The following is a 13,151-nucleotide window of genomic DNA, read 5'->3' as shown; positions in this document are numbered from 1 at the left end:
CTCAAAAACACTGGATAGAATTCCCAGTGTTTTTTGTCAACTATATAAGCATTTAGAGATATAAAAAGAGCTATCCAAATGGATAACTCTTTTAGTGTACTATTCTTCTGTAGAAGTATTCGAATTCTCAGAGCCACTAGATGCAGATGATGATGGATTAGTTGAGGCATCAGGGCCGTATTGTTGACTACCTTGTGAACTTGATGAGTCACTGCTTTGACTAGAATCCCAACTTGATGATGAGCTAGATGTTCCTAGTGATCCTGTATAAACATTTGATGTTGATGAACCAGTTAGGAAGACATAACTACCATTGTTGTAAACACCACTAGGCATATCGAAATCTTCAGAACCTGCACCATACATCTGGTTGAGGTAGCTACTTGTTACACCGTAGATTTGTTTAGCGATATCAAGATCTGAACCATAAACCGGTGTTTTACGATTCTTGTAACCTGTCCAAATAGCCATTGAATACTTAGTGTTGTATCCGACGAAAGTTTCATCCGGAACCATAAGATCAGCGTAGACGCCACTTTCTTTTTGGACTTGATAGTATTCATCGTCATCGTAGTTAGATGTACCCGTTTTACCGGCATTGATAGTGCCAGGTACATAAGCTTCAGTCGCCGTACCACCTGTCAAAACCTGTTTCAACATGCTATTCATCATGTAAGCTGTTTGTGGCGACATGGCCTCGACACCCTTAGAATCGTATGATTTTGTTGAACCATCTTCAAATTTAATTGATTTAATGTAAGAAGGTTTATAGTAAGTACCGCCATTTGCGAAGGCTGCATAGGCTGCAGCCATTTTCTCACTTGATGCACCATACTTAGGATCTGATGATGATGTTGAAGACGAGATAGCGTTTGAATAGAACATCTCTGGGTACTCAATACCTAAATCTTTCAAGAAGGATTGAGCATACTCCAAACTAGTCGCTTGAAGGGCTTTAACGGCTGTAACGTTACGTGATTGTTGAATCGCATAAGTCAGAGAGATGCTTCCGTAATACTTACGGTCCCAGTTGTAAACTGGTGTTGAAGAACCTGGGAAATTATAAGGGTTATCATAAACGGTAGTACCGGTGTTAGTGTAGACACCTTTTTCAATAGCAGGTGCGTAATCGGTGATAGGCTTCATTGTAGAACCCCAGTCACGGTCAGTTTGAACCGCTTGGTTTGTACCAAGGGCAATATTTTCGTCTTGGTGACGTGATCCCAATTGAGCAACAACATGTCCATTGGTAACATCAATGATAGTAGATGCAACCTGGAAGCTATCGTTTGGATAGTAGATGTAGTCGTCAGTATTATAGACGTTCCAAATGAATTTTTGAATATCAGGGTCAAGATTTGTATAGACATCGAGTCCAGCTGAGTAGATATCAGCATTGGCTTCGGTAGCGACTTGTTCAATAACTTGTTTGATGTAGTTATCTAGGTATAGTTCGTAGCTAGCTTTCTTCGTAAGAGGAAGAAGACCATCTGATACATCCGTTGCTTTAGCTTGCTCATACTCTTCTTTAGAAATTTTTTTGTCTTCATACATTTCATTAAGAACAGTGTTACGACGCTCTGTAGCGGCATCCGGATTAGCATAAGGGTCATATTGTGTTGGTGCTTGAGGAATACCAGCTAGGAGAGCTGCTTGGGCAATTGAAAGGTCGCCCAATTCTTTACCAAAGTAAGATTCAGCTGCGGTCTTCATACCGTAGTAACCATTACCCATATAAACCTTATTAACGTAGAAGGTCAAGATTTCTTGTTTAGTGAACTGACGCTCCATTTGGAGAGATAACCAGATTTCTTGTGACTTACGTTTAAGGGTTTGGTCCGAGGTATTAGTTGAGAAGTAAGCTAACTTAATCAACTGTTGGTCAAGTGTAGATCCCCCTTGAGTGCTGCTACGACTAAGGTTGTTAATAGCGGCCCCCATAATACGAAAAACATCAATACCGCGATGGGTAAAGAAACGCTTGTCCTCGATAGAGGTAATTGCATTGACTAGGGTTGTAGGAATCTCATCTGTTGATGCACTTTCGCGTTTTTCGGCTCCTAAGTCAGCGATAAGACTACCATTAGCATCGTAAATCTTACTTGAGTTTGTTGATTGTAGCTTGTTCTCGGTAAGTTTAGGCACACTGCTAACATAGTAAGCAAAGAGTCCACCCCCAGCGATGACAGAGATTACAAAGAAAGTCAGTAGTCCAATAAAACCGTATTTTGCAATACGCCAGCCTAAACTTTGATCTGAAGTAGCTGAACGTTTTCTTTTGTTATAACGAGAAGAATCTGAACGTTTGACCTTTATGTTTTTAGCACGTTTAGTCAAACCGTTAAGTGATTCTTTAAAGTTGCTGAAATTAAATTTAGCCATTATGTGTTACCACCTAATAATTTTTCAATGATTTCTAAATAAGGAACTTGAGGATAAGCTACCTCTGCGATGGCATAACCTCTTTTTTTGATATAATCAAGAGGCATTGATTTTGTCCCCTTATCAATTCGATAAAAAGCGATCAAGTCTTTGGCAGGCAGAAGGTAGGTTTCCTTAAGCGTTGAGAAGTGAAGTAGCACGAAGCAGATTCCATCTTGATTGATGACCTGAGACATATGCTCAATTTGATGCGCATGAAAGTTTTTCATAGGCATAGATGTTTTTTGCCGTGTCTCTTTGGCTTCAAAATCAATATAGTATCCTTTGTAAACACCAGAGTAGTCGGTAGTTGAGGCTTGCCTGAAGTAAGCTTCTACAATCTTTGCTCGTGAGCGTTTTGGATAATCGACTTTGACAATCTGAACAGGTGTAGGTTTCTTATGAATAACAGCTAAACCACGCGACAAATAGTAATCATTAGTTGCATTAATAGCAGATTCAAAGCTCATCCCCCGATTGGCAAAATCAACTTTATTCGATTTTTTAGTACGTACTTGTGCTATCTTACGAGATATCTGATGGGGATAGTTTACCATTTCTTTCCCTTCTTTTTTATAAGATATGCATAAAGACTATTTTATTATACCATAAAATGAACGAGGAAAACAATAAATGACATCACTACTAATAACTGGATATAAAAGCTTTGAACTTGGTATTTTTAAAGAAAAGGATCCTAAGATAAACATCATCAAGAAGGCGATCAAACGTGATTTTAAACGTTTTTTAGATGAAGGTGTGGATTGGATGATTTTTACTGGGAACCTTGGTTTTGAATTTTGGGCGCTAGAAGTGGCTAAGGAACTTCAGAAAGACTATCCTTTGAAGTTAGCGACGCTATTTCCATTTGAAACACACGGTCAGAATTGGAATGAAGCTAATCAAGCAAAATTGGCAACCTTTAAACAAGTTGATTTTGTAAAGTATAGTTTTCCAGCTTATCAATCGCCAGCTCAGTTCAAACAATTTAATCAGTTTCTCATTGATAATACAGACCAAGCTTATTTATTTTATGAATCTGAAAATGAAACAAATTTGAAATATTTTTACGATATGATAATAGAAGCAAGGGATTATCCCTTATTTCGATTGACTTTTGATGACCTCAATGAAGTCATGTCGGAATAGGATATAATTGAGTTTTAAACTTGCATTTTTATATTTTTTTCTGTATCATAAAAACATTAGACTGTAAAGTATTAGTAAGTTAGATAAGACAAGTATTGGAGAAGAATGATGGCTAAGATTAATTTAACGCCCAAGAAAATCTACGAACAAGAATTTAAAACAAGCATGCGTGGATACGATAAAACAGAAGTTGATGAGTTTTTAGATGATGTGATTAAAGATTACGGTGTCTACATTGCTCTAGTTAAGGAATTGCAAGAGGAAAATGCAAAACTGAAGGCTAAGGCGACATCGGCTCCTGCAAGCCGCCCCGCATATGCAGGTGCGACAAGTGAACCATCACATGCCACTGCCAATGTTGCTTCGGCTTCAAACTATGATATTTTAAAACGTATCAGCCGTTTGGAAAAAGAGGTCTTTGGAAAACAAATCGTCGAATAAAACTGGTTTTGTGCAATTTTTGGATAATCGCATGGTTGCTAGTCTTCCATGAGGAAAGTCCATGCTAGCACTGGCTGTGATGCCAGTAGTGTTTGTGCTAGGTGAATCAATAAGCCTAGGGACTTGATTTTCAAGTTACGGCGAGCGAACTGGCTAAGTCTTCGGATAGGTTTTAGTAGCTCTGAAAGTGCCACAGTGACGGAGTTTTTAGGGAAACCTAAAAAGTGGAACGCGGTAAACCCCTCAAGCTAGCAACCCAAACTTTGGTAGGGGCATGGAATGGCCGGAAACGAACGGACCATTCTGACTGCTATGCAGTAGACAGATGATTATCGAAGGAAGTGGTACCTAGTCACTTCTGGAACAAAACATGGCTTATAGAAAATTGCATATAGGTGAGGCTGGGACACATGTCTCAGCCTTCTTTTAGCAAGAATCATCACTTTTGCGTCTACCATTTAATAAGAGCAAGAGTGAATAATAAGCTATAGCTTAGGATAGTTTTTAGGTAAAAGGATGACAATGAAAGAAACATTTACATTAGTAGCAACTGCTGCAGCCGGACTTGAAGCTGTGGTTGGACGTGAACTACGTGAGTTGGGCTATGAGACTCGGGTTGAAAATGGTAAGGTGCGTTTCCAAGGTGATGTTCGTGCAATTGCTGAAACTAACCTTTGGTTGAGAGCTGCAGACCGTATCAAGATTGTGGTGGGAGAGTTTCCAGCACGTACTTTTGAGGAGCTTTTTCAGGGAATTTTTGCCTTGGACTGGGAAAATTATCTTCCCTTAGGTGCGAAGTTCCCAATTTCAAAAGCTAAATGTGTTAAATCAAAGCTTCATAATGAGCCGTCTGTTCAAGCGATTTCTAAAAAAGCTGTCGTAAAAAAATTACAGAAGTATTTCCACCGTCCGGAAGGAGTGCCTCTTCAAGAAACAGGTGCGGAATTTAAGATTGAAGTTTCAATCTTAAAGGATAAGGCTACTGTTTTAATTGATACTACAGGTGCTAGTCTCTTTAAGCGTGGCTATCGTACTGATAAAGGTGGGGCACCTATTAAAGAAAATATGGCAGCTGCTATTCTTGAACTTAGCAATTGGTATCCTGATAAACCTTTGATTGACCCAACTTGTGGTTCAGGGACCTTCTGTATTGAAGCGGCTATGATTGGAATGAATATCGCACCAGGTTTTAATCGTGATTTTGCCTTTGAAGCATGGAATTGGGTGGATAAAGATTTAGTACAGTCAGTACGAGATGAAGCTGATAGCAAGGCAAATTACGATATTGAATTAGACATTATGGGTTGTGATATTGATAGCCGTATGGTTGAGATTGCTAAGGCTAATGCTCGCGAGGCTGGTCTTGAAGATGTTATTAAATTGAAACAAATGCGTTTACAGGACTTGAAAACAGATAAAATCAACGGTGTCATTATTTCAAACCCTCCTTATGGGGAGCGCTTGTTGGATGACAAGGCTGTGGATATCTTGTATAATGAAATGGGTCAAACTTTTGCACCGCTTAAAACGTGGAGCAAGTTTATCTTGACCAGTGATGAACAATTTGAAAGTAAATACGGTATGAAAGCCGATAAAAAACGTAAGCTTTATAACGGGACCCTCCGCGTTGATTTATATCAATATTTTGGAGAGCGTGTTCGCCGTTCTGAGGCTAGAAAGGTAAATTAAACGTGTCAGAAGATAAAACACAAAATGGCTATGAAGGAAGCCAAGAGTTAGATTTCCAAGATGCCAAGGAAATGACAGTCGGTGAGGCTGTCCGCAAAGAAGCTGAGATTAATGCTGGTGTAACCGAAACAGACAGTATTTTGGATAAGTATATCAAGCAACATCGTGAGGAAGTTGCCTCCCAAAAATTTTCAAAGAAAATTGAAGCAGACGGCGATACATCACCCTTGGACGCCTTCATTCAAAAGCAACGTCAGGAATTTGCTGATTCAGGTTTGATTGGTCAATCACTGGCTAATGAGTCAACTAACTCAACGACTGCTGATGAAACAGTAACACCGGTTACATTTGGTTTTGGCACAACTGACGCTAAGGCAGATGAAACCCAAGCTTCTGTTGATCGTCAAATGCCAAATGCTCCTGTTGAACCTGAAGTTATTGTGAAACCAGAAAGTCAAAGCTCTGAAACCATCATAACATCGACGAATGCGGATCGTTTTATCACGTCAGAAGCAGAAAAATTCGATCTTGGTGAAGCCCTTGCTGCGACGGCTACATCAACTAATCAACAAGTTGATAACGCTGCTATGGTAGACAATATTGATGATAATAATCCTTTGATTGCTAACATTGATGATCCGGAACCAGAAAGTACTTTACCTGCTAATGACAAGGCTTCTGAACCACAAGACTCTAAACCTCTGTTGGATGATGTTGCAGTCTCAGAAACAATTGACTTAGAAGCTATTGCTGCAACAGTTGCCGGTGTAACAGGAGCTAAAGCTGATGAAGCAAAAGCGACACCAAAGGTCTCTATGACAGTTAATCGTCCATCAGCAGAAGACAGAATTTCTTCAGAGTCGATTTCTCCATCTCATAAAGGTTTCTTTGATGGTGATATTCCAGTTTACCGCCGTAAAGGTGTTGTTATCGGTGCTCTTACGGTTCTTGCTCTAGCTATAATTGGTGGTAGCTATGCTCTTTATAAAGGAACACATAGCCAATCTGCGAAAACAACAAGTACAGCTTCTTCAGCAGTGACATCATCATCAAGCAAGGACACATCAGCCTCTGATAATAAAGCCTTCGAAGACATGTATAAGAATTTCTTCACAGATGATGAGCAAACAAAACTAGCTAATGATCAATTTGGTAAGCTATCAGACTTGGAAAAACTACTTAAAAAATTGGAAAAAACCAAGTATTATGATGCAGCTAAGACAAAATACGATAACTTGAAGAAGCAAATTGAAGCTATTCAAAAAGTCAATAGTAAGTATGAATCAGATGCTCTTGTAGACGGTAGCTACAATGCCTCTATCTCAGTTAAATCTGATGCTAACTTTAATGATCTTCCAGAAAGTGTAACAAAAACTGGCAATGCTAGTCTTGATAGCACGATCCAAGAAGCCATTAAGGGTGGTAAAACACAGCTTGAAGAAAAAGCTAAGGCTGCAAGTGCAACGTCTGCAGCGACAGCTGCTGAAAGCGTTAATACTGCTACTCCTTCGGGAGATAATACATCTGGAACAGCTTCTAATGGTGGTGATGCGGCAACATCGAATACTTCTGGTGCACAAAATGGAGCAGCTAATTCAGGTGCAACAGGTGCGGCTGGTGGAACTTCTGGTGGCTCAGTTGCAGCTTCAACAGTTGTGACACGAGGTATCACAAATTACAATCCATCTATCCTTCAACGTGATCGCTCTCGTGTGCCTTACAATGCAAACGCAGTAGCAGATACAAGTAATCCAGCTTGGATTTGGACTGATGGTGTTCTTGATAAGATTATTGAAACATCTCACTCACGTGGTTACTTCTCAGGAGATAACTTTATCCTTGAGCCAGTCAACATCATCAACGGTAATGGTTACTACAACCTGTACCTTCCAGATGGAACTTATCTCTTTAGTATCAACTGTAAGACAGGTTACTATGTAGGTAATGGTTCAGGTCACTCAGATAAACTTGATTATGAATAATGATCGACGACACTCCCCAGGGAGTGTTTTTTGTTTTATCTTGGTGAAGACCGAGTTTATAAGGATTTTGTGCTATAATAGAGGGATAAGATAGGAGTGAATACTATGGCGAAATTGATGCCGGGTAGAGTCCGTAATGAGGGGATTGAACTTTTTGAAAAGGGTTTAATTACCATACATCAGGTCTCAGAAACTCAGTTGGACACGACAGTTGGGCAACATCATTTAATTTATGCACTCGATGATTCTGAAATCAAGTGTGACTGTGATTTTTTCGCTCAAAAAGGCTATTGTTCCCATTTGGCAGCGGTTGAGTATTATCTAAAAAATGATAAGGAGGGCCAGCGTCTCTTAGCAGAACTAGAGGAGAAACAAGAGTCCGCCCAGGACCAAGAGCGAGGGCATTCTTTTGGTGGCTTATTTTTAGAGGGCCTTTCTCTTAATGAGGATGATACTGTTAGATATAGCCTCACGGTAGAGGGAGAGGAATCTGCCTTTGGTTCAGAGATTTGGTGGAGCTTACGTTTACGTCGCTTACCAGATGAACGTTCTTACGTCATTCGAGATATCCCAGCCTTTCTTAAGCTTGTAGAGACTGAAGGCTATTATCAGATAGGTAAGAATTACTATGAACCTCTATCACTCATTCAGTTTGACCAGGCTTCACAAGCATTTTTAGACTTCTTAAGACGGATGATTCCAGATGAAGCTAAATCCAATTTAACCTTTATTTTACCGAATAATGCACGACACCTTAGTCTCCCCTATGGTTTTTTTGAGGAGGGATTGAGGTTGATGCAGGATTTGGATGGCTTCAGGTTTGAATGGGAAGGGATTGAATATCGCAGCCTTTTGGTCGAGGATTTGACTGCTGAAGCCAATCTTTTCTCATTTGATATTTGTGTCGAACCCAAAATGATTGAATTGACTGTCGCTGAGAAAAACAGTCAAGCATTTTTTAATAATCGTATTCTCTTTTATCAGGGTGTTTTCTATCGTCTTAATCGAAAACAGCAAAAACTTTTACTTGGCTTACGTTCTCTTCCTATCGGAAGCGATTTGAATAAACACGTCAGTTTTAATCTAGAAGAACAAGCCATCTTGGCTGCTAGTCTTTTTGATTTTAAGACCATGGGACCGGTTAAAGCCCCAAAAGCCTTTAATATCAAAGATTTCACCCCGAGATTTCGCTTTGATTTGAAAGGTGAACGCGAGGTCATGCTTACATTGGCTTTTGATTTTGATGGCTATGTTGTGGATAATCGTCATGAGTTGAGTCATTTAGGCTTTACTAGTAACTATCGTCATGAGCAGGCTATTTTCCGTTTGATGGCTAAACATGGATTTACCTCTGATTTTCAGTCATCTAAACGCTTAGATAGCAATCAAGAGCTCTATGACTTCTTTGTGAATACTCTACCAGCTTTTGAAAATGCAGGGCCAGTTCTTATTGGACAGGAGTTGCGTGACTTACGTGTTGAACAGAGTCCACAAGTTCAGGTAGAGCGTCAGGGAAATCTATTAGATATTTCGTTTGATTTTTCAAGTCTCGATGATGAGGATGTGGATCATGCTTTAGAAGCCTTGATGGAAAGTGCGCCCTACTTTATTAATCGTAGTGGTCAGTTGATTGTCTTTGATGAGGGGACACATCGTATCAGTGAGAGTCTCAGAACTTTGAGGGCCCGTTACTCGGGGCAAGGGCATCTGGAACTCCATCAATTAGCCGCCTATCAATTGATGGACTCTCTTTCAGAAAATGATTCTGTTCGTTTTTCAAAAGATTTTCAACAGTTAACGAAACATTTGAGAAAGCCAGAAACCTTCGACTTGCCGGCCTATCAGGTGGAAGTTGACCTTCGTCCCTACCAAGAAAAAGGAGTTCAATGGCTATCAATGTTGCATCACTATGGTTTTGGTGGTATTTTAGCCGACGATATGGGGTTGGGGAAAACTTTACAGACCATTGCTTATCTTTCTGCACATTTAGAGGAAGGACAACGAGTCTTGGTTCTATCGCCCTCGAGTTTGATTTACAATTGGCAGGATGAGTTTAGAAAATTTGCACCTCAGTTAGATGTAGCAGTTTCTTATGGACTTAAGCCAAAACGTGATGAAATCATTGCAGAAGACCATCAGATTATTATTACTAGCTATGCTTCCTTCCGTCAGGATTTTGATGCTTATAAGGCTGGTAAGTATGATTATCTCATTCTAGATGAGGCTCAGGTCATGAAGAATACTCAGACGAAGATTGCTCAATATTTACGTGATTTTTCTGTTCCGCATTGCCTAGCTCTGTCTGGAACGCCTATTGAAAATCATTTGTTGGAAATTTGGTCTATCTTTCAGATTATTTTACCTGGGCTTTTACCAGCTAAGAAAACTTTTCTTAAGTTAACACCTAAGGAAGTGGCTCGGTACATTTCTCCATTTATTCTTAGACGTAAAAAAGATGAGGTCCTTCCTGATTTACCGGACTTGATTGAAATTACTTACCAAAGTGAATTGTCGGATGCTCAAAAGGCTATTTATTTAGCGCAATTGCAACAGATGCAACAAGGTTTAATTTCAGCAAGTGACCAGGAAATCAATCGTCGTAAGGTAGAAATCTTGTCAGGAATTACCCGCTTACGCCAAATCTGTGACACGCCAGCCCTCTTTATGGATTACGCCGGTGATAGTGGGAAATTAGACAGTCTTAGAGACCTACTTAGTCAAATTAAGGAATCAGATCATCGTGTCCTTATCTTTTCGCAATTTCGTGGGATGTTAGATATTACAGAGGAGCTTTTACAAGAGTTAGGCATTCCCTCTTATAAGCTAACAGGGTCAACCCCATCTGATAGTCGTCAGGAGATGACTAGAGCCTTCAATCAAGGAAGTCGAGATGCTTTTTTGATTTCTTTAAAAGCAGGGGGTGTCGGGCTTAACTTAACTGGTGCGGATACAGTTATTCTGATTGACCTCTGGTGGAATCCAGCGGTGGAAATGCAGGCTATTAGTCGTGCTCATCGTATAGGTCAGGAGCAAAATGTCGAAGTTTACCGTTTGATTACAAGAGGTACTATCGAAGAGAAGATTCTTGAGCTCCAAGAAGGTAAGAAAAATCTCGTTACAACAGTATTGGATGGCAATGAAAGCCGTGCCAGCATGACAGTTGAGGATATTAAAGAGATTCTTGGTATTGCAATATCTTAATTTGTTATATTTAATATTGAAATACTAAAATATAAAAATGACACTAGGCAAATCTTTTGAATTAGGCTATAATAGGATATTGCAAGACGTATCTACCCATTCCCGATTGTTTATATTAAGATACGCATCATCTCGAAAACGAAAGGAAGTCTTTTATGCATCGCCAAAGACGACAATTTCCGCTGATTCCGGACGGGGAATCTTGCTTGCAAGAACCTGTCTCTATGCGCCTATACGAAAATGAAGATTTAATCACTAATATCCGTGGCCCTTATCAGGATAAGGACTACAATGATTTCTTACCGAACCATGAATTCTTGTCAGCCAAGCCTCGCAAACGTAAGCAGGCTCCAAAACGAGTTGAAACACAAGAGGCTGGAATGACTTATGCTGAAGAAGCCCGTGAAAAGGCGAAGCGTGACGTACGGGAGAAACGCCAAAAATACCTACGCCAAGAAGTTCAACCAACGAAACATACGAATAACCGTTCACTAGCTGCTAAGCCTAAGGTAGAAATGAAACCAGATTTTGAGGCTACTGTTGAGCCAGTTGCTGTAACAACGGACAAGGGGCCAGTGACAGCGTCTATCTTGGGGGCTCCTGTAAGTGCTATCAAGAGAACGTTAGCACCTAATGGAAAACACTCAAAAATCCATCACTTGGCAAATCGTCTGAAACAAGATACTTATATCTTGGCAGAAGTAGCTCCAACTTATCAACAACCTAGGAACCCATCTCGTAAGAACGTCAAGAAAAATAGTTATGACTTCTTGAAACGTAGCCAGGTTTATAATTACCCAGAACGTCAAACTTACCGTGAACACCGAGTTGCTCAAGAACTAAATTTGACGCATTTAGAAGACGCAAACTAATCGCAGTGCGATTGTAAGGAGAAACTATGTCAAAAACTTATCATTTTATTGGAATTAAAGGATCTGGTATGTCGGCTTTGGCTTTGATGCTCCACCAAATGGGACACAAGGTTCAAGGTTCAGATGTGGAAAAATATTACTTCACTCAACGTGGTCTTGAGAAAGCAGGTATTCCGATTCTTCCTTTCGATGAAAAAAATATCACTGAAGATGTTGAATTGATTGCTGGGAATGCCTTCCGTGAAGACAATAATGTTGAGGTTGCCTTTGCTATTAAGAATGGTTATAGCTTCAAGCGTTATCATGAGTTCTTGGGACACTTCATGGACCAATTCACTAGTTTTGGTGTGGCAGGTGCACATGGCAAGACTTCTACAACAGGCCTCTTGTCACATGTTATGAAAAATATCACAGACACATCATACCTTATCGGTGACGGAACTGGACGTGGCTCTGCCAATGCGCAAAACTTTGTCTTTGAGTCTGATGAGTATGAACGCCATTTTATGCCATATCATCCAGCTTATTCAATCATTACTAATATTGATTTTGACCATCCAGATTACTTTACAAGTATTGATGATGTTTTTTCAGCATTCGATGATTATGCTAAACAGGTGCAAAAAGGTCTCTTTGTTTACGGTGAAGACCAATATCTTCGTAAAATTACAGCTAATGCACCAATCTATTACTATGGTTTTGAAGAAAATGATGACTTTATGGCAACGGATATTGTTCGTACAACGACAGGGTCTAACTTTAAGGTGAAACACGACGGACAAATCCTTGGAGAATTCCATGTGCCAGCTTATGGTCGTCACAATATCTTGAACGCAACTGCGGTTATCGGTAACCTTTATGTGGCTGGTTTTGATATGGCCTTGGTTGCTGAACATCTAAAAACTTTCTCAGGGGTTAAACGTCGTTTCACAGAGAAAATTATTAGCGATACTGTTATTATCGATGACTTTGCTCACCACCCAACTGAAATTATTGCAACGCTAGATGCAGCACGTCAAAAGTACCCATCTAAAGAGATTGTTGCTATTTTCCAACCACATACTTTTACCCGTACCATTGCCCTTCTTGATGAATTTGCTGAGGCTTTAAATGAAGCGGATGCTGTCTATCTGGCACAAATTTATGGTTCTGCGCGTGAAGTTGACCATGGTGATGTAAAGGTTGAAGATCTTGCTGCTAAGATCAATAAACCTGCCAAAGTGGTTACAGTTGAAAATGTTTCACCTCTCCTTGACCATGACAATGCTGTCTATGTCTTTATGGGAGCTGGAGACATCCAACTTTATGAACGTTCATTTGTAGAGCTCCTAGCAAGCTTGCAAACGCATATGTAATATATTAAGGGCTGTAGCGATTTCGCTCAGCTCTTTCTCTT

Annotated in this window: 9 protein-coding genes and 1 other RNA gene; 8 read left to right on the top strand and 2 right to left on the bottom strand. The window is 39.9% G+C overall.

The genetic code is table 11. The annotated features are described in order from the left end of the window. Nucleotides 1-99: 99 nt before the first annotated feature. Both pbp1a and recU read right to left on the bottom strand, forming a co-directional pair. Nucleotides 100-2,382 carry a penicillin-binding protein PBP1A gene (gene pbp1a, locus RWZ99_RS03940; protein ID WP_314676578.1) on the bottom strand — a complete coding sequence of 761 codons (2,283 nt, stop codon included), beginning with the start codon at nt 2,380-2,382 and terminating at the stop codon, nt 100-102. After that, the gene (recU, locus tag RWZ99_RS03935; RefSeq protein ID WP_314676577.1) at nt 2,382-2,978 is read right to left on the bottom strand and encodes a Holliday junction resolvase RecU; all 597 of its coding nucleotides are present in this window, start codon (nt 2,976-2,978) and stop codon (nt 2,382-2,384) included. The genes pbp1a and recU overlap by 1 nt, the downstream gene beginning before the upstream one ends. A gap of 76 nt (nt 2,979-3,054) precedes the next feature. Here recU and RWZ99_RS03930 point away from each other — a divergent pair, with 76 nt between their 5' ends. The 8 genes from RWZ99_RS03930 (at nt 3,055) to murC (ending at nt 13,110) form a co-directional block, all read left to right on the top strand. After that, nucleotides 3,055-3,570, top strand: coding sequence for a DUF1273 domain-containing protein (locus RWZ99_RS03930; protein WP_314676576.1), 516 nt, complete (start codon nt 3,055-3,057; stop codon nt 3,568-3,570). A 108-nt stretch (nt 3,571-3,678) separates the two neighbouring features. Continuing rightward, on the top strand, nt 3,679-4,011 hold the full coding sequence (gpsB, locus tag RWZ99_RS03925; RefSeq protein ID WP_314676574.1) for a cell division regulator GpsB: 333 nt from the start codon (nt 3,679-3,681) through the stop codon (nt 4,009-4,011). 15 nt (nt 4,012-4,026) lie between these two features. Next, nucleotides 4,027-4,394, top strand: an RNA gene (gene rnpB, locus RWZ99_RS03920) — RNase P RNA component class B. 139 nt (nt 4,395-4,533) lie between these two features. Continuing rightward, nucleotides 4,534-5,700: a class I SAM-dependent RNA methyltransferase gene (locus RWZ99_RS03915; protein ID WP_314676573.1), complete on the top strand. Its 1,167-nt coding sequence runs from the start codon at nt 4,534-4,536 to the stop codon at nt 5,698-5,700. Nucleotides 5,701-5,702: 2 nt separating this feature from the next. Continuing rightward, complete coding sequence (locus tag RWZ99_RS03910; protein ID WP_314676571.1) at nt 5,703-7,682, top strand: cell division site-positioning protein MapZ family protein; 1,980 nt, start codon at nt 5,703-5,705, stop codon at nt 7,680-7,682. A 105-nt stretch (nt 7,683-7,787) separates the two neighbouring features. Then, nucleotides 7,788-10,883, top strand: a complete 3,096-nt coding sequence (locus tag RWZ99_RS03905) for a DEAD/DEAH box helicase (RefSeq protein WP_314676569.1) — start codon at nt 7,788-7,790, stop codon at nt 10,881-10,883. Nucleotides 10,884-11,038: 155 nt separating this feature from the next. Continuing rightward, nucleotides 11,039-11,755 carry a hypothetical protein gene (locus RWZ99_RS03900; RefSeq protein WP_314676567.1) on the top strand — a complete coding sequence of 239 codons (717 nt, stop codon included), beginning with the start codon at nt 11,039-11,041 and terminating at the stop codon, nt 11,753-11,755. Nucleotides 11,756-11,781: 26 nt separating this feature from the next. After that, complete coding sequence (gene murC, locus RWZ99_RS03895; RefSeq protein ID WP_314676566.1) at nt 11,782-13,110, top strand: UDP-N-acetylmuramate--L-alanine ligase; 1,329 nt, start codon at nt 11,782-11,784, stop codon at nt 13,108-13,110. Nucleotides 13,111-13,151 lie beyond the last annotated feature (41 nt).

The organism is uncultured Streptococcus sp., assembly GCF_963545685.1.
Lineage (GTDB): Bacteria > Bacillota > Bacilli > Lactobacillales > Streptococcaceae > Streptococcus.
This window is presented reverse-complemented; position numbering and strand designations above follow the sequence as displayed.

What these genes read in the sequence shown, in the direction of transcription:
- RWZ99_RS03930 (WP_314676576.1), top strand. Translation starts at nt 3,055, where the DNA reads ATGACATCACTACTAATAACTGGATATAAAAGCTTTGAACTTGGTATT.
- RWZ99_RS03900 (WP_314676567.1), top strand. Translation starts at nt 11,039, where the DNA reads ATGCATCGCCAAAGACGACAATTTCCGCTGATTCCGGACGGGGAATCT.
- pbp1a (WP_314676578.1), bottom strand. Translation starts at nt 2,382, where the DNA reads ATGGCTAAATTTAATTTCAGCAACTTTAAAGAATCACTTAACGGTTTG.
- RWZ99_RS03915 (WP_314676573.1), top strand. Translation starts at nt 4,534, where the DNA reads ATGAAAGAAACATTTACATTAGTAGCAACTGCTGCAGCCGGACTTGAA.
- RWZ99_RS03905 (WP_314676569.1), top strand. Translation starts at nt 7,788, where the DNA reads ATGGCGAAATTGATGCCGGGTAGAGTCCGTAATGAGGGGATTGAACTT.
- gpsB (WP_314676574.1), top strand. Translation starts at nt 3,679, where the DNA reads ATGGCTAAGATTAATTTAACGCCCAAGAAAATCTACGAACAAGAATTT.
- murC (WP_314676566.1), top strand. Translation starts at nt 11,782, where the DNA reads ATGTCAAAAACTTATCATTTTATTGGAATTAAAGGATCTGGTATGTCG.
- recU (WP_314676577.1), bottom strand. Translation starts at nt 2,978, where the DNA reads ATGGTAAACTATCCCCATCAGATATCTCGTAAGATAGCACAAGTACGT.